Below are 24,395 nucleotides of genomic sequence, written 5' to 3' on the forward strand. Positions count from 1 at the left end.
ACCAAATTTATGTGTTTATAGTGAATCGTTCCCACCTACATACCGGACTATGTAGAGTTTCCATATAATAGCCGGCATTTTTTATTTCATTTTGCCATATCCACTCGTGTTACTCGAAAATTAGAGGAGACCCCTGAACTTAAGGGTCTCTCTGATTTTGTTACTATTCCATAATTTTCCTTGCAATGAATGCCAGATCTGTGATGTCAATTTGTCCGTCATTGTTCGTATCAGCGTCTTTCACGCTTTCCCAATCAGGGCTTGTGGACGTTTTGCCGTAATTTGCAGCCATCTTGCCCAGATCGCCAATCGAAATTTTCCCATCATGGTTCAAATCGCCAGGGATAGCGATAGGAAGTGGTGTTACTTGAACGTTTAAAGTGGAATTTAATACTTTAAACTCATTCCCTCGCTCATTACCAAGCGTAGTATCTGTTACAGCGATTGTCGTTGTAGTAACTGCATGAGTCAGCTTCGATCGAAATGAAAGTAATATCAGCTGAGCATCACCAGTGACAGAGTGACCAGCACCTTGACTTGCGGCAAGTAAGCGCAGATTTCCTGGAACATCTTTTACGGTCTTCACAATGCTGAAGTTTGGCAGCAATGCTTCGGCCGATACGAATTCCATCACATTCGGATCGTAAGTTAATGTAATGTCCTCGGCATACACCTGCTGCGTCACACTGCTCAAACCATAAGTGATGCTAATCGGCTGTCCGCTTTGTATGCTGCTGCTTCCCGTTAACGTCGTGTACGGGCCTTGGGGAGTAACAACCTTCACCACTACCGCAGCAGTTGCTTGCTTCCCACCGTACGTTGCCGTTACAACAGTTTCACCTGGGGATACACCCGTGATCGTACTGTTTACTAGCGAGGCAAGAAGCGTATTACCTATCTCCAACACGGATACAGTGCTCACATCTTGCTTGGTTCCGTCCGAATACTGAGCCGTCACTTTAACCGGTGTAGATTGCCCTTGACCCATTTCATAGCTCGCCGCATCAAACGCAATGGTTTGTAGTGTAGGAGCTTCGACGATCTTATAAACATTTAGTTCAGATGCGGAAGCAAAGTTGCCTGCACCCGCAGTTGCTTCAAGCTTGATGAAAGCGGCTTTCACCGGAACAAAGTTCACTTCTTTCACGGCATTGCTTTGCAGCCATGCTCCGCTCGCTACTTTCGTATACTGGACACCGTCCTCACTGACGTATACGTTGTAAGCGGTAATCGTTCCGTTTCCAGCATCCGGACGAGGCGTGTAATCCAACTTGCTAATTTGGTAAGTCCCACCCACATTCAAAATAATGGATTGTGGCAGCGGATCAACATTGAACCATTTGATGTGCCACCATGTACTTGGATCTCCATCAATCGCAAATCGCGGTTCATTACCCGCCTGTGAGCTTGCAGCGGTCGCCGTCATTTGCGTTTGCGGGATTTTCACCAAACCGGTTTGCCCAGTTACGGTAACATCCACAGTCGCTCTAAAACCGCCATCCGCTGTTGTTACTGTAATCGTTGCCGTACCTGCCCCTTTCGGGGATACAAAGCCATTACTATCCACCATCGCAATAGCTGGATTGCTTGTGCTCCAACTAACTGAAGTGTTCGCTGCATTCAAAGGCATGACCGTTGCTTCGAGTGCAACTGGCGCATCTAATACATTCAACGTGATCGCCGAACGATCCAAGGTTACACCCGCTGCCTGCGCTGTACCGACGATAGGCAAGCCGATCACCTTCACGTTGGAGATGCTGGCTTTCGTATTCGCATCAGGCAGTCCGGTTATTGTAATTCGCACATAGCGCCCTTGGCTGCCGAATGTATCTTTCAGTACTTGGGCAGCTTCGGTATTGTTCATGCGATTTAACACTTGAATCCAGTTGCTGCTGCCCGCTTCGCGGACTTCCAGCTTGTATTTGTATACTTTATCGCTCTGTCCAAACGAAATCTCTAATCCTTGAATCGAGTACATTTTCCCCAAATCGGCGGACCAAACATGACCCGGATTGGCATCATTCGCCGACCACATCGTAGCCGCATTCCCGTCGTTGGCATTACTTGCCGGAAACGCGGGATCCGTGCTGTCCGCCGTTGCCGGTTTGCCTTGCACAATATCGCCTAACGTAGGAGGAGCTACAGGAGTTTCATACACGTCGATTTCGGCAGCGGACGCGAAGCCTCCAACTGCAACTATCGCTTCCAACTTCACATAACGTGCATCAACAGCCGTTAATGGAACATATTTCTTCACATTATTTCGTGCCCAGTCACCCGTACTTACCTGCGTATAGTTCGTTCCATTCGTACTTACATACAATTTGTAAGTCGTAATTGTGCCATTGCCAGCATCGGAACGAGGCGCGTAACGGAATTGGCTAATATTCTTCACTTTGCCAAGATCGATAATAATGGATTGCGGCAATTTAGCAGAGCCGTCCCATTTGGTATGCCACATGGAACTGGAATTACCATCAATGGCTTTGGACGCATCTTCGCCCGACTGGAAGCTCAATGCTGAAGCTGTCATCTGATTTTTCGGAATCGCTTGAGGTATCAGCACGGAACCGTCCCGGTACACGTTCAGTTCAGCAGCAGACGCCAAACCATTCACACCGGCAGTCGCTTCCAATTTCACATACTGCGCTTCCACGGTTGTGAACGTCGCTGTTTTTTCCAGCTTATCCGCATTCCATGTGCCAGTAGCCACTTTTGTAAAATTAGTTCCATCTGTACTCACGTAGACGTTATAGGCTGTAATAATACCGTCCGTCCCCAAATATTGCCTAGGCAAATATTTTAATTTATTTACGGAGTACTTCATACCGAGATTAAGCGTGATCGACTGTGGCAATGGTGTACTGCCATCCAGCTTGGTGCTCCAGATCGTTTCCGTACTGCCATCTAGCGCATTGGCAACAGGAGCAGTCGTGTCGACACTTGAAGCCGTTCCCAAGATGTCACCTTGCACAATTTTGGTCGGATCGTTATCTGGGTCAGGCAGTGGTATAACTGTCGCGTCTGTAAGCGGTGTCATATCTGCCTCAAAACCGGCTACTTTCAATTCAAATCCTTGATCTGCTCTCATATCCGGTGTTTTCACATACAGGATGCCGCCTTTATCCGTTGGATCGAAGTACCAACCGTTTGCGGATGACGTCCATGCAGTTTTAGTTGCCAATTCCGTATAAGCCGAGCCGTCAACAGTAACGCTCGCCGGTTTCGCATGCATATGAATTTGGAATTGATTTGTACGTGCTGCCAATTTGCCGTTGTATTCGCCAACGCTCGCGCCTACTTGAACTTTCAGGTCACCCGCTCCTATTTCAGGCGCAATCGATGTAATGACTGTTTTCGCAAATTTACCAGTGCGGTGTTCCCTAGTCACGCCGTCATCTTCGTACATGGTAAAGCTGGAAGTTTTGTACGGATAGATGTCGTATGTAATGGGATTCGGTGGCACTTGCCCGTCATATAACGCTTCCGGGTACATCGGGATGATGGCTCCTGCCTTAACAAGAAGCGGCAGCACATTCAACGGTGCATTGTATTCATCAAGCATTTTAGAGCCGTAATGTTCCGTGCCTGTCCAGTAGTCAATCCATTTACCTTTCGGAAGGTAAATACCATTCCTGATCGACGTATCTTTGTAAACAGGTGCAACCAGCAAAGACGAGCCAGACATGAATTGATATTGCGTTAGCGTATTCTTCGTATTCGGGTCATTCGGGAATTCGTAAACCATCCCTCTCGTAAACGGTGCTCCCGATTCATAAGTTTCGTTCAAATTGGTGTAGAAGTAAGGCGTTAAGCGCTGTCTAAGCTTTAAAATATCGCGATTATAGCTTGTATAAGGCTCTCCATAGCGCCACGGTTGCTTATCTACGGATGCCCAACCTGACATACTCATAAGGATCGGCGTGAAAGCTTTCCACTGCAAATCGCGTACATACGTCTTTGCGCTACCGCCGAAAATCCCGTCCACGTCACCTGTCGCGTACGGCATGCCTGACAGTCCCGCTCCAATCATCGATGGAATATGAAAGCGGATATACTCCCAGTTCCCGGATTGGTCGCCTGACCAAACGGTTGAATAACGCTGTGTCCCCGCCCATCCGCCAACGGACCATACGAATCCACGAGAATTAGAGTTGTTCTCAACGCCTTGATGAGCCTGCTTCGTAGCATCCAGCGCAAAGTCGTACCCAGGTCCGACCCAAGCAACGTCCAGTTTGTTCAAACGCGTACCGGCCACACCTACTTCTGTTGCAATATTAGCAAGGCCATTCTGCGTCCACAATCCGGTGTAAAAACCTAAATCATGAAGCTGCGCAACAGTGCTTGGCAGCTGGACATACCCACAACCATATCCGTCGTTCGGCAGCAGCCAACCGCCAGGCATGTCATTGTCGCGAAAGCCTTGAGCCACCTTCAATACATCCGGCGTCGTCAGTTTATTCGTTTTGTTAGCGCCAGTGTTGCTTGTGTTATAACAATCCGCATCACCCATGCTCATTCCCCATCTGGGAATAAGGCTAGGCTTGCCGGTTAAATCCGTATAACCGTTCAAAATATCTTTGAACGTATCGCCGTAAAAATAGTACGCATCAAAGCGGTTCTCATTGTGTGTCAGCTGAGCGGGGCTGCCGAAATCGTAAGTTCCGACTTGGAACGTGTTTCGGAGTACCCCATAGCCAGCTGTGCTCAGATAAAACGGAGACGGATTGGACACGGTGCCACTGCCCCAGTCTCCGTAATTATTAGCGATCTTAATCGTCTTATCGCGGTGAGAGAAGAAGCCATTCTGCATCCCTCCGCCATAATAATACTCGTCGGTACCTCTGACAAGCTTCTGAGTTGTCGAAGATGAGCTGTAGTTTAGCGGTGATTCCTCTTGCCATACAACTGTGGTGTTGTCGCTTTTATACATCGCGAATTTGAGAGGGCTTTTATAAGCACGCATAACAAATTTGCCCGTTGTGATTTTGTAGTAGGTCCCCTCATCCGACCAATTCAGACTAACCGGTCCGAAATCCTCCTTGATCACGATGGGCTCTTTCGGAGTTGCTGAGCTTTTACCAGCCAGCGTTTGGAAATTCCCGCCTACCCCGAGCCAAATACGAACCATGTCATTGCGATTAAAAATCACCTTTACCTGATCCGAACCCGATGTGATCGTAAACGTCTTCGCATCCGTTTTTTCAAAATTCGTGATGTCGCCAACCGTCGCCGCATAAGTCGTGTTCCCAGCGATGAATAAGATCACGATGAGGAACATCAGACCACCAACAAAACCAAATGCATTTTTAAGAATCCTCACTTCGTACATACCCCTCCCTCATTCTCAACCTCATTTGGCCAATCATTTGAGGACTTTCTAACCTTTTAATGCGCCAGCTGTCATCCCTCCTGTAATTTGTTTTTGGAAAATACTATAAAATATAATCGTCGGACCCATAGAAATGATTAGGGCAGCGAAGAGAGGTCCCCATTCTGTTCTGTACTGCATTTCACCCTGCATGACTGCAATCGCAACCGGTAACGTATATTTACTTGGATCATTAATAAGCACTAGGGCAAAAACATACTCATTCCAAATATTCAGCACGGTAATAATAGCAACCGACATCATTCCTGGCTTAGCCAGTGGAAGCATGATCCGGAAAAAGATGCCGTAATGGGAAGCGCCGTCTAAGGCAGCTGATTCTTCTAATTCGCCGGGCAATGATTTGAAAAAACTAACTAATACAAATACAGCAAAAGGTACTGCCGTTACCGTATAAACTAAAGTGAGGCCTAACAAACTGTTTGTTAAATGAAGATCATTCAACAGAAAGAATAAGGGAATAATGCCAAGAAAGGCAGGAATCATCATATAGGATAAATAGGAATAATAGAGCAAACCGTTTCCTCTGAATGTAAACCGGGCAATCACATAAGCTGTCGTAGCTGATAGTAGAACGCCAATTATCGTGCTTACAAGCGTAACAACGAGTGAGTTCACAAAATTGTGCCCAAAATTATATTTTTCCCAAACAAACGAAAAATTGGACCAAAGCAGCGGAAGCTTGGGCAGATCCCATGGTTTGCCTAAGAAAAACTGTTTATTATCTTTCAGTGCGCTAAGGATCGTCCAGATCAGGGGATACAGAACACATAAGGACCATGCGATAAGGCTGAGTTTGAAAAAAAACTGAAATACTGGATTGACTACTCGTTGATTCATAAGAATAAAACTCCTCTACGTTAATTCGATGGTATCCTTTTTCATTAGCCTCTGAAGACCTGCTGTGGTAATTAAGGAGAGCACCAAAATGAGGACGCCAATCGCAGACGCATAACTGAATTTGCCGAACTTGAATGCGTTCAAATACAAATAGGAACCCATAACCTGTGTAGCATTATCTACTCCGCCATCAAAGGTCATAATCGTGACGATGATGAAGGATCCATTGAGTGTCGTCATGACAATCCAGAGAACGGATGTCTTGATTTGCTCCCACGATAGTGGAAGTGTAATCATCCAAAATTGATGCCACTGTGACGCTCCATCAATCTCCGCCGATTCATATAACGACGACGGAATGCTTAGAATACCTGCAATCAGTAAAAGGATCGTAAAGCCTACACCTGCCCATATGGATGGCGGTATCAGCGCGAATATCGACCACTTGTCGCCTAACCAAGCGAAACTATACGGTTTATCTGTAAATAAGGAAATAAAGGAATTCAAGAACCCAAGGTTAGGGTTATACACGTAGCGCCATAGGACACCGACTACAACAACCGAGAGCACATTAGGTATAAAGAAAATGATTCGATAAAAACCGGAACCTTTGAGGTTGAAACGAGTTAGTGCAACTGCGAAGAACATGGACATGAACATGAAACCAACTACTTTACCGATGAGTAAAATATAATCGTTACGGATTGACTTCAAGATGACACTGTCCTGAATCATTTCCTTGAAGTTACCAAGTCCTATAAAGTTATAGGTTTCGGAACCGCCCGACCAATCGAATAAACTCAGATAAATCCCTTTGAACAACGGGTAGACGGTAAACACGAGATAAAGAAGTAAAGTTGGAAGTATAAAGGAAAGAATGAACATATTACGCTTCATCTTCGCTGAGCCGGTTCTAACACTTATTTTCTGATCGATCATGCCAGTTGCGGCATTCTTACTCACATTCATACCTTCCTCCAATCTAAATTATTGAATGATAATAAGGGAGTCTGCCTTTTTCCCTTATTATCATCCAAAACCTAATCATTGCTTATTTTTTTTCTTTTGAACGAATCTTATCCGTCGCTTCTTCCATACGGTCTGCCCACTGCTGAGGTGTAATCTCACCTTTCGTAAGCGCAAGCGTCGCGTTATTTCTCGCTGTTACCAGCTCCTCAGGGATAACGATTTCAGGCGCAACTACGGTGTTCGGTGAGTTATAGAATTTAGCTGCTTCTTTCGTTAGAGCAGGTGCATTCGTTCCTTCTAGATCCGCTTTGATGTTCGAAGGTGCTTTAGAAAGCTCAGCCCAAGCCTTGCTCTGTTTTTCTGTGAAAATATATTGCATGAACGCTTTAGCCGCTTCTGGGTTCTTGGCTTTTTTAGCGATTCCTACAGTAGCCGTGTACGGATTAGCAACGAACTTTCCGCCTTTGTCTTGGCCGATGGAAGGTAAGAATCCAAATTCGAATCCTGCTGGAATATCTTTGGCCATTTCACTTTCAACCCAAATGCCGGTCGGTATGAATGCTGCTTTGTGCTGTAGCCATTGCGTTTGGGAATCCGTGTGATTCAGCGCCGGTGCCCCTTTATCGATGAGACCCTTGTCTCTCATTTCCACAATTTTGGCAAGTGATTTCATAACCGGCTCGCTCTTCCAAACGCCTTTTTCAAGGGTATTGATTTTCTTAGAGATGGAAGTGTCATAGTTGTTCATGGCAACAATCGTTGGGTCTAACAAGCCCCCGTTGATGTAGTACGGATAAACCCCCGTATGAATGTAATCGCTCATTGTACCATCAGCTTTAATTTTTCCTCCTAAAGCCATGAAGCTTTCAAAGTCGACAGGTGCTTCCCACCCTTTGCTTTTGAATAATGCTTTATCATAGAACGTCCCCCAGGAACCGAAGACTAACGGAACTGCAAATGCTTTCCCTGGTTTATACTCCTCCGGTTGTGCGATCAGAAGGTCGAGGATCCTCTTCCCATCTATGTTCTTAGCATCTTTCAACCAGTCTGTAATATCCATCAACTGATCATCCGTTACCATTTGCCTTGTGTTGGCTCCGGCTCCGTCAATATAAACAAAGTCAGGCGGGTTACCTTGAATCCAACGAGGTTTCATTTGATCATTAATTTTAGCGCCGGCAGATTCTTTGATCTTCAGGTCAGGATTCAGCTTCTGGAACTCACCAATAGCTTGTTTCCACCATGCATCGCCATACCCACCGATAAAGTATTGAATTTCAAAATCCCCGGAAAGCTTTGTTCCCGCAGGACTTGTACTAACTGCCGGTTTGACACTCTCCACAGGTTTTGTGCTTTCAGCGGATTTACTTCCAGTATTACTGCCACAACCCGTCAGTGAAAGTATAACAGTCGACAGCACCATACCCATTGCCACTGTTTTTTTTGAATTTCTCATGTTAATAACCTCCTAGTTTGTTTGCGTTGCTACTCTTTTATCATAGTTATGTCGACAGATTACTACCATTGAAATTAGTACTGTAAATAGTTGAAAAACTACTGTCTTTTGGGGCCATCTTTTGGGAAACATTACAAAGAGGAGACACTAGGTGTCCCCTCGCACTTCTTTACTGATCCAATTAATCCATAATCATTCGAAGCTGTTTCAGTGAATGATCGCAAACGCTACGATTGCCAGGTCATCAATGTCAACCTTGCCGTCATGATTTACATCCACTTTCTCATTCCAGCCTTCTTGGCCTGGAGTTAGACCATAAGCTCCCGCAACAATAGCCAAGTCTCCAATTGAGACACCGTTTCCATTGATATCTGCGGTTATTAGCTTGCTTTCAAACAACTGAACTGCTGCTTCCAATGCGGCTTTCGCATTATCCACCTGCTGCTGAGTCGCGTTCGAATTATTCGCTATTGCAGTAGCCGTATTGATAGCCGACTGCAATTGCGTTTTGGAACCAACCACATACAGACGATCTCTATTGCCCTCTGCTGCTGCATCGTACTTCGCCTGAGCGCTTGTGATCGCCCCGTTCAAGATCGACTTCACTACAGGTATAGGTACAGTTATTTGAATCTCACGGGAGGAACCGCCCAGCTGAAGCTCATTCCCCTCACCATTAGCAATAGCAACATTGCCAACAGAAATTGTCGTATTGGACGTCTGTGCTATAGATTTGGCCGTAAATTTGATTGCAAACATATCGCCTTGGGCAGGCACGTTTGCACCCACGCTAGCAGCCAGAATATGGATTTGTCCCGGAGCTGTTTCCTTTTTATCAATGACTTGAAACCCTTCTTTTAGCGATGTAACTGAATCGAATTGCAAACTTGCAGGGTCATACTGAAGATTAAAATCATGGGCATACACTTGCTGGTATACGCTTTCCGTAACGCCTGTCAGCCCCATCGTCAGATTGAACGTTTGGCCAGAAGTTACCTGCTGTACACCAGTCAATAAAGAAGTTAGTTTTGGTTCCGGGGTCAATTTAATATAATCAATAGGTATAATATAGCCCGTGCTCGATGGATTCTTACCAACGATCGTAAACCTGACTTTTTTCGTGCCAGGCGTGCTGAAGTACACTGTACCTAGATCAAGTTCTTGATATAGAGAGCCGAGATAAATGTCTTGAACCCCGCCTACATTTACTCCGTCTATGGACAATTGGTACTTGCCGCGACTTCCACCTTGTTTGTGCCGTGTTTTTAAGTTATAACCCCCCGGAACTGGTACATCAACGGAAAACTCCAACTGGTCACCGATTGCATTCGCTTCAAATGAAATAGCTTGTCCATTGCTATAGTTGGTGTCGGAAATGGTTTTATACAAGTCATTGGTAGGCGAGGATACGGTCAAAGCTTCTGCTTCATTCAGAATCGGAACAGTTGATGCTGCCAATGTTTGATTGGGAAACGATATCGCTGAAAGCATAATACTCGAAGCTATTGTAATAGCCAACACTTTCCACTTCTTCTTCATTTATAACACTACCCTTCATTATGGTTGTAATCTAATCCAAAATCATTCCTAGCTATTTTATTTAAGAATCTCAAATGCTACGATTACCAAATCTTCAATGTCAACCTTGCCGTCATGATTTACATCCACTTTCTCATCCCAGCCTACTTGACCTCGATTTTGACCATAAGCTTTTGCAACTAAAGCCAAGTCTCCAACAGAGACACCATTTCCATTGATATCTGCGGTTATTAGCTTGCTTTCAAATAACTGAACTGCCGCTTCCAATGCGGTTATCGCATTATCCACCTGCTGCTGAGTCGCGTTCGAATTATTCGCTATTGCACTAGCCGTATTGATAGCCAACTGCAATTGCTCTTTGGAGCCAACCGTATACATACCATCCTTATTGCCTTCTACTGCTGAAGCGAACTTCGCCTGAGCGCTTGCGATCGCTGCGTTCAAGAGCGCCTTATCTTCAGGTGTACCTGGTACAGTTATTTGTATCTCGCGGGAAGCACCGCCAACCTGCAGTTCATTCCCCTGTTTATTGGCAATCACAACATGATCAACAGAAATTGTCGTATTCGTTGCCTGGGCTACAGATTTGGACGTAAATTTGATTTCAAACACATCGCCTTGGGCAGGCACGTATGCACCCACGCCGGCAGCCACAATATGGATTTGTCCCGGAGCTGCCTCATAATTATCAATGACTTGAAACCCTTCTTTTAGCGATGTAACCGAATCGAATTGCAAACTTGCAGGGTCATACTGCAGTTTAAAATCTTGGGCATACACTTGCTGGTACACGCTTCGCGCAACGCCTGTCAGCCCCATCGTCAGATTGAACGTTTGGCCAGAATTTACCTGCTGTACACCTGTCAATGTAGACTTAAGAGGGAACAGAGCATTCAATCCGTTCAGTGCCGTTTGCAAACTGGCCGACGCAGCATCGATTTCTGCCTGGGTTGCAAATGCACTCGCAGACACGCTTGTCGCCGTTGTTATAGCTGTTTGAAGTGCAGCATAACTGTCAGCCGTATACTGGATAGCGTTAATCGCTGCCGCTTCGTTCAACAACTGCGTGAGCAAATCCTTGTCAATAAACGGCTTATTAAGCATTATTTCTCCAACGTTAGCAAATCCGTTAGGCGTGTAATAGCGGAAATAACGGAAAGGTGTCTTGTCGGCTGTCGCCACCGTATACACTTGATAAGAGCTGAGGCTGCCTACTGTATAAAGATTGACGAAGTTCGTTCCATCGTTGGAGCCTTGGAATATCGCTCCGTTCATCCGGCCTATATTACCCGATCTAGGATAAAACATGATGGTGTCGATCACTTGCTTGTTGTTTTCGCCAAAGTCTACAAGCACCCAGGCTGAACCCGACAACGTATCGGGCGATGTGCCTAAGTCGCCATCGAACGCACGCCAGCCGTTCTGCTGCGTTGTCCCTGTGCCAGGATATTGATTCGTGGAAGCATTGACCATCGATTGCGTAACTGGAATAGCGGTCTTGGATGACCCGATAGTCAGAGGCGAGTAAGTGTCGTTACTCGTTGTGAATTTCCCTGATTTCTTAACCCATTTGGCTATCCAAGCCCATGCCGCATGATAAGCAATCGATTCTTCTCTACCCTCGTAAACATTTTCCCCTGCCGTAATATACGTATGACCATCTGTAGTTCGATTCTGCATATCCAATACTTTTTGCGCATGGAAAGGCTCCCAATAGGCTCCTTTTCTTGAAGCGAGCCCGTCCAACCCAAACGCGTCGACAAACGCATCCATTGTTGCGAAATGCAATTTCATTCCTGGTCCCCAGTCATTTCCTTGCGGATAGTACAAGTCTCCACTTCCAGGAATATAGATCGTTCCTCCTGGCGCGTTATAAGGAGGGGCTGAGAAGTCACGATCTACTAGTGCGTCATAAATCTTATCAGAGTTGAAGAATGTCGCACTTGGCGTTGGTTTACCAGCAAGGGTAAGCTGAAGCGCCGCAGTATCATTCAAAACAAAGGACTCAAAGTAGTCCGGATGAACCCTGTCGTGGTTAATTAACGTTCCGTCGTCGTTCAAGTTCGTCCCCTTTAACCAATCACTCACTTTCTTTCCGTTATACACGGTCGTATTCGTTAAATCCGACGGCGTACCAACAGAACTGATCATCAACTCCGTAAGTTTGTACATCCAGATCGAATAGTTTGGATGATTCGGCATCATGCTGACGGCAAGTTGGAGAATTTGACTGTTCCAAGCATTTTCCTCCGCCTTCGTATCGCCGGCATAATTGACAGTACCATCCACATTTTTCCAGTATGGAACATTGTACGTATTGAAGCGGTTTGCTTCGTATTCTACCATCTTGCGCACATACTCCTGATCCGTCGAGCTCAAGTCCGACCAGATCAGCCATGCGGCGAATCCCCCAAAATGGGCCCAATGCGCGCTTTGCCAAGCGTCTCCCCACCCACCGGTGGTGTTGGCTTTATGCAGCTTGGCCACTGAGTTGACCAGTTTAATCGTGGTATTCTTGGCATCGGATAAAGTTACGCCTGTCTTCGATTCATCATATAAGCCAAATGCGATCGAAGTTGCGAGTCCAAGTGCCATCCCTGCCGGATGTCGTATGTTATGTTCACCAGTTCCGCCAAGGTTTAAATATGGTTCTGTCTGTGCGTCATAGTTTTTCACCGTATTATACCAATTTGTCAAAGCAAATTTGTTTGTGTTAAGTAATATGGTTTTGAGACGCTCAGAATTAGCATCTGTAGGGTTACCTGCAGTAAATGCAGACCAATTAATCGGAACGACAGCAGTTGATGCCGCAGTTGATGCCGCCAATGTTTTATTGGGAATCGATACCGATGAAAGCATAATACTTGAAGCTATTGCGATAGATAATATTTTCCATTTCTTCTTCATTTTTAACATTACCCCTCATTATGGTTATAATCGCAGCATTTATTTCACATTATTTACCTCAAATCAACAAAGTTGACACTGCATATACTCTGATGGATATGAGGCGGTAAACACTTTCATCTATTTTTCAAGATTTGTACAAACCAAGTCATGACTAAACTCACCCCCTTCAAATATCATTATCGTTACTAAAGTAACTCATCCCTAAACGCTTTCCGTATATTCCCATTATTCGGGTTGAAGTTTAATCATTCGATTTTTCATAACTAGTTCAATTTTTCAAATTTGTCTCGATAATCAATACATTTTTTCAGGCAATCTGGTAACTTTTACATTGCTTCGCCTTATCATAGTGATTTTCACGATTTACAACCATTGAAATTACTACTGTAAACAGTTAAAAAACTACTGTCTTTCTTTCCATAATTCAGAAAACAAAACAAAGGCCAGGAATCCATCCCTGACCTTAGTCTCTCAGTTCCTTCGTCTGAATCCGATCCCGTTCTCTTAGTGGATCTAATCCATAATCATTCGAAGCTGTTCCCGTATTGAATTTCCTCAGTTCCTTATGAAACTGCTCAACTGTCAGATTACATTTCCGACTTGTCCCATGTCGACATTGTCGATCGCTCTCGGTACGACATGTCCTTTAAGTACTTTCTAGGGATGGCCCCGGAAGACCTTGTCATGGATTCCAGTTCCTTGACCAAATTCCGAAAACTTCGTCTAAAAACGGCACTCGGTTTCATGTAAAACAAATCTGGCATGTCATTAGCTGCAAAGGCGATCTTCAAATATTGTTCTTTATTATCCCTCCATGTTGGATAAATACTAGGCTGTCTTCAACCTGGTCTCATCTCATACCTTTTGTAAGCGTAAACAAATGATCGAATTCGTTATAAACATGATCTATTATGTCCTTTCCTATTCCGTATCTTGGAGATTATTCATCCCTATAACAGAAAGCCCTCTCTCAAGCAGCTATTTTAGCGTGCGTGACGAGAGGGCTAATTCAGTGCTTACATCTTAAGTCAATTATTATTATTGTAGGATCAGACGGGCGATACCCGCTAAATCGATAATATCGATCTTGCCGTCATTGTTAATGTCAGCAATTTTTGCCTTATTCCAATCCGCGCTAGCCGACGTTTTTCCATAATTCGCTGCTACAATAGCCAAGTCACCTACACTTACATGACCATCACCATTGATATCTCCTGGCAAGGCAGTGATAATCAACTGATTAAAGGCTTGCAACGCTTGGTTTAACGTGTTAGCTGCGCTATCGATCTGCTGCTGGGTAGCCGCTGGATCCGAGTTGGTTGTTTTAGCTGCGTTAATAGCAGACAACAACACAGCTTTGGAACCTACCGGATATTGACCGGTTAGAGAACCCTCTACCGCTGTATCGTATTTGGACTGCGCTGTGTTAATGACCGCTTGTAAGGATGTACGATCAACAGGGATAACCGATACCAATAATGAAGTCAATGCGGCTCCTGTCTCTTGACCCAAGGCATTGGAAAGGACAGCACCGGTCAGGTTCAAATTGACTTGCGCCACCTGTGAGAGCGACTTCGCTCTCCAATTGATTTTGAATACATCTCCGCTTGTCGTTAACGCTCCCATTGCCCCTTGAGCCGCTGCTATAATTCGAACTTGTCCTGCCGCGTCAGTCTTGTTCTCAACCGCTGCGAATCCGGGCTTTAACGGTTCCACCGATACAAAATCAATGCCATTTGTTCCAAAGTTTAACGTGATATCCGCAGCATATACCGAGGAATTGACACTGTTTGCCAGATTGCCAAAGCCTACATTCGTGCTGAATAATGCTCCACTCTGAACCGAGGTTGGACCCGTTAGCGTTGCAGCTACTTTGGGCGAGCCAATTGTAAAACTAAGATTCTTAGGTTGCTCAACAAGTCCCGCTTGATCGGTTGAACGAACCATAACCATATACTGGCCTTCCTCTACGAAAGTAACAGGCGCTGTATACGCTACCCATGCATTCCCGTTATCCAGACTGTACTCCGTCTTCTTCACACCTGACAAATTATCATAGACACTTGCTGTCACCGTGACTGGAGTGATGTATTCGCCATTTGTTCCGTCCGGCCCGGCTGGTGACAGGGTCACTGTTGAGACTGGCGCTGTTTTGTCGATTTTAACGGTTACCGTATGCCCAGCTTCTGTGTTGCCCGCGTCTACGCTCCAGTAGTTGATTGTATGAACGCCCTCCGTTGTCAGCACGACCGAGGATCCGGTTTGCTGAGTTCCACCATCGACGATGTAATATGTCGTCAAAACGCCAGATACGCTACCCGTTGCGTTTAAGTTTACCGTGGTGTTCTGATTAACCCAGCCACTTGGCGCATTGTCCGTTGTCGTTAATTTCACACTGGTAGATGGGCTTCTATAGACCTTAATTTCTGCTGCGGATGCAAAACCGCCATTGCCGGCCGTTGCCTCCAGCTTCACATACTTTGCCGTCACTGGCGCGAATTGAACGTTCTTCTCTGAAGTGTCATTGGTCCAACTGCCAGTTGCAACCTTCGTAAAATTCGTTCCATCGCTGCTGACATAAATATTGTAGCCTGTTATAGTGCCGTTCGTGCCTCCGCTCTGCCTTGGCAAATATGTGAGATTCGTCATATTATTATAAGTGCCGCCAAGATTCAAGGTGATCGATTGTGGAAGCGGATTGCTTAAGTTCCATTTGGTATGCCAGATTGTCGAATTGTTTCCATCCAATACATTAGCAGCTGAATTATTAGTACTTGCCGTTTCCTCACTCGTTGCCGTTGCTGTCATTTGCGATTGTGGAATGATGACCGGCAGATCGTAGATCACATTCAATTCTGCTGCGGATGCCCAGCCGCCATTGTCGGACGTTGCTTCCAGCTTCACATACCTTGCCGTCGTTGCAGATGCGATTTGAGCGTTTTTCTCCGTCGCATCATTAGCCCAGCTGCCAGTTGCGACCTTTGTAAAATTCGTTCCATCATTGCTGACATAAATGTTGTATCCTGTTATATTGCCGTCCGAGCTTCCGTCCTGCCTTGGCAAATATTTGAGATTCGTCACATAATAAGCGCCGCCAAGATTCAAGGTGACCGATTGTGGAAGCGGATTGCTCAGATCCCCTTTAGTTTGCCAAAATGTTGCATTATTTCCATCCAACAAATTGGAAGCTGAATGATTCGCGGATGTCGTTTCCTGGCTGGTCGCTGTTGCCGTCATTTGCGATTGCTGTATAATAGCTTCTTTTGTAGCCGCACTAACCGGGGAACTCCATGCGCTGGTTCCTACCGAATTCTTGGCCCTTACCCTATAAGTATGTGTTGAGTTTGAAGCAAGTCCGAGATTAGGATATGGACTACTCAACGTGTTTACTACCGTTCCATCAACTTCAAGATCATAATCGAACGCTACAGGGGAAGCATCCCAATTTACATTTATTTGTGAAAAGTTTACAGCTGATGCTGTTAAGTTAGTTGGTACTTGAGGGATAGACAAGTTTGAATCAAATCTGAACCAGTTCATATTAAACAGATACCCCGAGCCGCCTGTAAAAACAAGGTATACCTTCTGCTTGCCTGTAGCCGCTGCATTGCTAATATTGCAGGATTGGGACTTCCATGTCTGCAAACCGCCAGTAGGAGCAACTGCACAGGTACCTACTAAAGTGCCTGTCGGACTGTTGAGCCTGATTTCTATATTGCCGCCACTCACTGCCGCTGCAACCCTTGCGCTGAACGTCGTCGCTCCATTTCCGAAGTCAATTTGATCGAATTTCAACCAAGAACCATTAACGATCCAGCCTACATACTGGTCTTTTCCATTGATGATCTGATCATTGACCCAATCAAGTTTGACGCCAGATTTGTCGTCATAACGCTCGGCTTCAATGGTTTGACCTATTGTAAACAAGTTTCCGGAGGTCTCGCTCGTCGTAATATGAAACCAGTCAACATCCACGTATCCACCTGTTGCAATCGTCGCATACGTAAATATACCGAACCTCGCACCTACGTACCCGGATTTAATAATGGGTATCGATCCGCCGAGTTGTTTAAAATTAATCCCATCTGTGCTGAAAGAATAGTTTACCATTGCAGACAACTTCGGAGATTCCGCTTTAAACCAAATTTGGTTTCCTGAGAACGGGGCGTTGGCTACCTCTGTCCCTAAATTCTTTACGACAATTCTTTTAATTCCATTAACGTTGTTTACTGCGATAAAGCTATTATCTTTATTGAATATACTCAATCCAGCAAAATCGCCGTTTGCCATATTGGTAATATCCATCTTGATCACACCTGTGGAATCCGGTCCGAGAAGCCTTTGAGTTAGCGTATTTCTTGAATAAGTTAGGTTGGACGTCACATTAGCTGCCTTTAATCTCATGAAGCCTGGTCTTTCTGTCAGAGACCATTTGGTATCATCCGGATTATGATTCCATTGCCAAATAAGTCCAAGTTTCGTGCTGTCGAACTCATCCGAAGTCACAGGTTCCTTGATCGTAGTCGTCACGGACCCACCCACATTCGGTTTTGGGTAAGTGACTACAGCTTCTTTATTGATTCCCATAATCGGGTAGTCGCCAACCCATGTAACCGGTTGCAATGTAGGTACACGTCCATAAGGATATCTATCTTGGAAAATGATCGACCACCATTCTCCTGTCGGCGTATCAACGATCGCACCTTGGTGTACCCCGCCTCCGGCCCAGTTCGAGAAGCTGGTCATAATATCGACATCTTGTCCATAAGGCCCATAAATGTTCGTGGCTGTGTGAACAACTTCTTTCTTGGAGCCTTGACTCCAAGTCGGTGTATTCAATACAATATAAACCCCGTTTCTCTTATAAACCCTGGAGCCTTCGCAATAACTACCGGTATTACACGTATAAAGCATCTGTTGAGGTGTCTTTACAGCCTTTCCATCTGCAGTCAATTCCGTCACATATAAGGTGCCTTGACCATGTACAACATAAACTTTACCATCATCGTCAAAGAACATGCCTGGGTCATATAACTTTACGCCTGTGGACTTACCGTCTACAGTCAAAATCTTATTCAACGTCCAAGGTCCTGCCGCATCGGTAGCTGTAGCAAGATAAGCTCCTTCCCGATTGGAATTAAACAGGACATAAAACGTTCCGTTATTATACCTCAAGCTAGTTGCCCAAGGCCCTTCATTGTATTCATCTCCACCAACGAAGCTGTAGGTTGGACTGTCCATCTTTTGAACGGCATAACTACTAAACTCCCAATTCACCAAATCTTTGGATTTCATTATGGGTACACCTGGAATCATGTTCATACTTGAGGAAACCATATAATAATCTGTCCCCACCCGAATGACGTCATTATCTGGATAGTCCCCCCACAAAACCGGGTTGGTGAATGTACCGTTTCCATTATCAGATACCCATGCATATGCTGGCTTAACAGTCCCTAGGATCATCACAATGCCAAAAATGAATGCAAAAATTAGCGTTGCTTTTAAATTTGTATACTTTCTCATCGTATGTCTCCCTCGTTAAAAAATGCGATCGGTTTAGCTCACTTCAACATTGGGAGAAGAGCGGACGCAGCCCCCTTCTCTCTGATTAATTCATTAATTCCAAGGTTTCGTGTTCTTGATCGTATCTTCAATATTTGTCTTTTCTACTACAATCGTGCCCGTGTCAACAAATTTCTCAGGAGTTCCACCATTAACAGCCTTATTCAACTGTATATGCTCTCAAACATGGTTTTCTAATATACCGTTATTTCCATGTATAGAGAGGGAAGGCTCTTGAGCCGTCCCTCTCTATTACTACTTCATTACTCTAAAATCAATTTGGCGATTGCCGCAAGATCGATAATATCAACCTTGTTGTCATGGTTATAATCAGCCAATAGATATTGATTCCAATCCGGATTGGAAGAATTCTTTCCATAGGCTGCCGCTACTTTGGCTAAATCTCCTATGCTGATACGACCATCTCCGTTTAAGTCACCCGGAATGTGGGTTACAACCAGCGCTTCGAATGCCAGTACTGCTGCATGCAAGGCCGTTGCTGCTTGATCGACTTGCTGCTGCGTTGCTGCAGGGTTGATGTCTATGGATAATGCCGAGTTGATCGCATTCTGCAGAACCGCTTTCGAGCCTACAGGATATTGACCTGGTTTCGTTCCTTCCATCGCAGCATCGTGTGTAGACTGGGCGGAAGTAATCGATGCATGTAATACCGCTTTATCTGCCTGTGCAGTGACCAGCACATCACGGGAAGCCCCGTTAACTTGCAATTCGTCACCCACGTTATTCCCGATACCAACACGAGTCACGGAGACAGTTGTATTCGTATCTTGGGTCAATGATTTGGCAGTGAACGAGAATTTCAAAGAGTTTTCATTGGGATTGATCGCATGATCTGCCCCTTGGCTGGCGGCCAGAATTCGAACACGACCTGGCGATTCTTCTTTTTGGGTTACGATCGCAAATCCAGGCTTCATGGATGTGATCGCATTCAGGTCAAACTTAGTAGGATCATAATTGAGTGTAAGATCTTGTGCATAGACGCTCTGATACACGCTATCCGTCACATTGCTCAGTCCAAACATGAAATCGAACGACAGACCTGAAATAACGGTATTGGCGCCACTCAATTGGGCAGTTGGAGACAAAGCCTGGCGATTCACGGTCAAGGTATAGGTTTTCGTTGTCGAGTCTTGTGCCGTTACCACTACGGTAATCGTATTGGTGCCTACATTCAGGCCGATCGGTCCGCTTGCCTGACCACTGGTCGCCGGTTGTCCGCCTACCTTTACCGTCGAAGTGCTATCGTCGACCGATGCCGTTACGGTAATACTGCTCACATCGCCCGCCACATTCGCCGTGTACGATGTCGTCTCCGCTGCAAATGCTGGATTCAACTGGCCGCTCGACAGGCTCAGCCCTTTCAGATTTGCGTTTGCATTTAATGGTACTGTCAGTTCGAGTACCGGATGGTTACTGACCGTCGTATTCTCGAACGTTCCGTAACTCACATCGGATGTACCGCTCGTAATCTGCGCCGCATGAATTCTCACTGATAATTTCTTGCCTGCAGCCAGTGCACTCTGAACCTGACTCGTTACGTCGATTGTATTAACGCCTAAGACAGGGGTAAAAGTTGCAATTACCGTAGATGAGGCTGGTTTGTTATTCCAATTGATCGTGGTCTCACTCCACGTATTGTCACTGACTAGCTCCACCACTTGATTTGGTGCCGAGCTGCCTTTCATGATGGCATTCAGCTTGATTTGGGCCGCAGATACGGAGGTAGTTACCCCGGACAGATCAAATTTCAGATACGATTCGCGGGAATAGCCTATTCCGTCCATTTTGACAACGAGTGATGGATCCTTACCGAAGTTCGTTGTCGCAGATCCACCATCTCTTACATACGCATCATCTATGGTGTCAAGCACAATCTTGCCTGGCGTCGATTGCGAGTTCGCCGGCGTAGGCACAATTGGTGTTGATCCCGACGATGCACCCAGATTCTTAAGTGTTATGTTGTCGAAGTATACGAGAGACTTGTTTCTAACCGAAAAGCCGGTGCGTCCTGCCGTCGTTTTCAATGCAGGAATGTCGCCATCATAGCTCAAGATATTGTCGACATAAAGCGTGTAATGTGTTCCTGTATAGGTCAGCTTGACTTTATGCGGAACTCCTGTCGTCAGTTCGACTCCAGGCATATTGATAATACCTGTATTTCCTTGCGGGTCCCAATATCTCCATCCATTAGCCGCCGAATCGAAACCTATGCGTGTATAGCTGTTCGGCGATGTATAACGGATGATCGCTCCTGCCACATTGTTGTTCTGCGGCGTAACCGTGAAGGTTAGCTCTCCGTCCGCAATATCTGGCGTATTTTGATCGAGCGCTACGGTTTCATTTCGATCTGTACTCAACGCCAGTTGCTGGCTGGCCGCCTGAACAGAACCATTCCCATAAGCGTCAATCCAACCGCCGACTTGCCCGGTGTCGAAAGTCTGTTCCGCTGTCTCGATTGGAGGAGCTACAGTTCCCAAATCCACTGTGAAATCGTCGATGATGAAATTATCCCATCCGCCGATGTTATTGAAGAATCGAATGCTATAATCGTTTGAACTTCCAGTTGTGAATGTCTTACTATAGAAATATTTAGAGTTATCGATCGTTTCATTGAATAGGTCGACCGCACCGCTGCCGTAGCCGCTGGTCACTGCAATGTTATAGCTGTTCTGCAGCGACATACGGTATGGGAAACTTATCGTGTAGGTCGTGTTTGGCAGCAACCTTACTGTGGAAGGAATAGTTCTCATTATTTCGCCTGTGATGCTAGTAGGAGTCGTGCTATTAGCACGCATTTTCAACGAATTATTTCCATTAATCGTATCGTTCGTAAATCCTGCATGCAGTTCCGAAATATGAGCTTTATTCGTATTAATTGGAATAAACGGTCCAAGTCCTTCATTATTGCTTTCGAAATCATCGAAGAAATAATGGTTTCCTTGTGGTGCTGGATTCGTAAGTTCCACCACGCGAACATCGTCAAAATCAACTTCCGCCGAAGAAGATCCCGCTACCTGAGCTGCTTTCATATAAATCGTTGCGCTTGAATTACCGGTCGGCACCGTGAAATTAACACTTAGCCGTTGCATATTATTCGTTCCAAGGTTATTCGCATTGATCGCTTCCCGCATCGTATTGTAGTATTTGTTCGGTATGTTGGATTGGGACATCGTATTGGTTACTTCTGTTCCACTGTAGTTCTTCACACCGACCGTGGCTGTCTGACCGTTCTTGACCTCTGTCCAAACAGACATTTGATACGTTTTGCCGGCCGTCAGACCAGTTATCGTTTGGGAAATCGTTGCGTCAGCCCCGTTATTTCCTTTCACTTGCAGGTACGGGTCCCCTGCCTCATTCGTTCGGATCGAAACGTGGTTCGTGCTGCCGTTTGTGGAGGTTACACTCCAATTGTTCAGTGCTCGGCTGTCAAAACCTGGATCCTTAACGAATCCGCCTGTACCGAAATCTAATGATGATACTGGCGTGATCGCGTCGGTTTGACCGCCTTTATAGATGACATACGGCTTATTGGCTGTCGCATTGATCGTAACTTGACCTGAGGTTACCGGCAAGCTAGTCACCAAGGTTTTGCCTGTGTCGGACAGTGTATACAGATCTACATTGGTTACACCTGCCCAGCTGGCGGGAAGTGTCCATGTCGTATTGCCGCCCACCGAGTTCCAGTGATACAGTTTGGTCTCATTCTGAGGATCCCATGGAAGCAAATATTGCGTCAATTGCGAATCCACAGTCTTAGTGTGATAACCAGCTGACTCTGGAGCAACAATCTTTTTCTTAAATGATTTTTGGTAAGTTGCAAGCAGTACACCGTTCTTTTTCAATTCAACCTTGGGATTGTTCGTGACATACGTACCGTCGTTCGTGACTGTACCCGGGTCTACGACTTGACCAACCAATCCGTTGTCAAACGTGACGCTTGTTGATTGATTCAGTGTCGAATTGACATTCATTTTCATGATATTGTAATTTTGCATGTACTTGAACAGCAGGGTTTGAGTAAAAAAGATGTTCATCTGATCATTAACAGTCGAACCAATCGTTCCTTGATCTGAGTCTTTATCGTTCCCGTATCCCATCGCACTGGCATGGCGAGTTGTCAGCAAAATCGGGTCGTACATAAATTGGTCAGTGACATTATTTTTGATGAAACGTTCCACCTTGCTCTCGTTCTCGTTCACATGGCTCCAGACGCTATAGCGATTCAATGCTCCGCTAAATTCCGAGCCGATCATCCAGCCGTTATTGTTCAACTCATGTGCCAGTTTCCACTGGTTATAGCCAAGGCCGGTATAGACGTCTACATAAATCCATTTCAAGTTCGGAACATTCTGTTTTAATTCTCCTAATCTCGCTGCCAAACCCTCCGGCCCAGGGTCGATAGAATCCGCATGGCGTTTCAGATAATACCCTGTATCCATGGTTTGCCATGAAATATTACCAATTTTATCATAGGAATAATGCTGTGCTTCCGGGTAAGCATCATTCAAATTTAAATGGACGCCGACATATGTATTATACTTGCTTGCTTCGTTGACTAACGTATTCAGATCGGTTACGCCGCCTAATCTTTCGTTGATAACGTTTCCGTAATCATTAAAACCGTCATCATGCCCTTCATGTTGATGGCCTTTGTACTCAAGCAATTGGCCGAAGCCATCCGTATACAGATAAAACTTCTTGACCATATCCAGCGTCCGCAAAAACGGCCACTGGCTCAAGCTCTGTCGTGAATAAGCGATTTCCGGCATCACTTTAGGCATGACATCAGAACCCTTAGGCAAAGGCATGATTTTGCGGTAAGCAATCCCCCCATCCTGCCAATTGATGGCTCCGTCTCCATTCGCATCGTCGGTAATAGCGACCTTAGCGTAGGGAAGCTCAACAATCTCCTGATTGCTGCCATCCGTTTCCCGATACGTCCAAGGATAATTCCAGACTCCCAGCTTCTTGTAGCCGGTCTTTGCCACAGTCTGATAATAGTACCGTTTCTCTGGGCCTTGGTTGCTCACATCGCTATCTTTGTTCTGCAGAATCTCGAATGCATTATTGTAGATGGTCGCTGCCAACTCATTCGTATTTAATATCACATACGTTTTGGCAACGGGCGCCGCATCTACCGCTTTATTCGCAAGTAAGTTGTACTCTTCCTTAGATGAATTCCAAGATCCAACATCTACACCCGTTTCTTGCGCGCCTGCTTGCGTGTCACGGATGGACACCAGACTTTGGTTCGGAAATTCTACGGTTTGCACCAAAGTAGAACCGTTCTCTTGAATATTCTTCACTCTAAACTCCAGCACATTATCGACAACATTGATCACGACTGTCATGACAACATTAATCGTTGGGAAGGTCAACGTGTACGTCGCATTATCAATCCCATCCTGCACGAACGAAACTGTTGGCGTATACGCCACTCCATTGATATTGACTGTGGTCAGCGTATCCTCTTGCCCATACATAACTTTCCCGCTGCTTAACCATTGATACTGAATTACCCGCGGAAATTTATCGTCAATCGTTACCTGCATTTTGGCAGACTGGATCATCGTTGAAGCAGCGTAAGCCGTGCTTGCTCCCCCGAAGAATGCCGGGACGCCTAAAATTTGTGTGATCATAAAGCCTGTAGTCATTAATGAAACCAGTTTACTTGAACGTACCGAACGCTTAACTTTCAAAACAATC

8 protein-coding genes and 1 pseudogene are annotated in these 24,395 nt (G+C 45.5%); 1 reads left to right on the plus strand and 8 read right to left on the minus strand.

Annotated features, from left to right (window positions below):
* Window positions 1-163: 163 nt before the first annotated feature.
* From AC58PQ_RS22990 to AC58PQ_RS23015, 6 genes are all read right to left on the minus strand, one after another.
* A complete protein-coding gene (locus tag AC58PQ_RS22990) occupies window positions 164-5,323 on the minus strand; it encodes a discoidin domain-containing protein (protein ID WP_497245712.1) in 5,160 nt (1,719 codons plus the stop codon).
* A 57-nt stretch (window positions 5,324-5,380) separates the two neighbouring features.
* Window positions 5,381-6,229, minus strand: coding sequence for a carbohydrate ABC transporter permease (locus AC58PQ_RS22995; RefSeq protein ID WP_497245714.1), 849 nt, complete (start codon window positions 6,227-6,229; stop codon window positions 5,381-5,383).
* Window positions 6,230-6,244: 15 nt separating this feature from the next.
* A complete protein-coding gene (locus tag AC58PQ_RS23000) occupies window positions 6,245-7,198 on the minus strand; it encodes a carbohydrate ABC transporter permease (RefSeq protein ID WP_497245716.1) in 954 nt (317 codons plus the stop codon).
* 82 nt (window positions 7,199-7,280) lie between these two features.
* The gene (locus tag AC58PQ_RS23005; protein WP_497245718.1) at window positions 7,281-8,654 is read right to left on the minus strand and encodes an ABC transporter substrate-binding protein; all 1,374 of its coding nucleotides are present in this window, start codon (window positions 8,652-8,654) and stop codon (window positions 7,281-7,283) included.
* 207 nt (window positions 8,655-8,861) lie between these two features.
* On the minus strand, window positions 8,862-10,193 hold the full coding sequence (locus AC58PQ_RS23010; protein ID WP_497245720.1) for a cohesin domain-containing protein: 1,332 nt from the start codon (window positions 10,191-10,193) through the stop codon (window positions 8,862-8,864).
* A gap of 57 nt (window positions 10,194-10,250) precedes the next feature.
* Window positions 10,251-13,100, minus strand: coding sequence for a cohesin domain-containing protein (locus tag AC58PQ_RS23015; RefSeq protein ID WP_497245722.1), 2,850 nt, complete (start codon window positions 13,098-13,100; stop codon window positions 10,251-10,253).
* 594 nt (window positions 13,101-13,694) lie between these two features.
* On the opposite strand from AC58PQ_RS23015, the pseudogene AC58PQ_RS23020 reads away from it, so the two are divergent.
* Window positions 13,695-13,832 (plus strand): annotated as a pseudogene (locus tag AC58PQ_RS23020) (transposase); the annotation flags it as partial.
* A gap of 309 nt (window positions 13,833-14,141) precedes the next feature.
* Here the strand turns inward: AC58PQ_RS23020 and AC58PQ_RS23025 are convergent.
* Window positions 14,142-18,629 (minus strand): discoidin domain-containing protein, encoded by a 4,488-nt coding sequence (locus AC58PQ_RS23025; RefSeq protein WP_497245724.1) that lies wholly within the window; start codon window positions 18,627-18,629, stop codon window positions 14,142-14,144.
* Window positions 18,630-18,931: 302 nt separating this feature from the next.
* A complete protein-coding gene (locus AC58PQ_RS23030) occupies window positions 18,932-24,388 on the minus strand; it encodes an endo-alpha-N-acetylgalactosaminidase family protein (protein ID WP_497245726.1) in 5,457 nt (1,818 codons plus the stop codon).
* Window positions 24,389-24,395: the final 7 nt, after the last annotated feature.

The sequence above is a fragment of the Paenibacillus sp. J22P143 genome, from assembly GCF_059692035.1.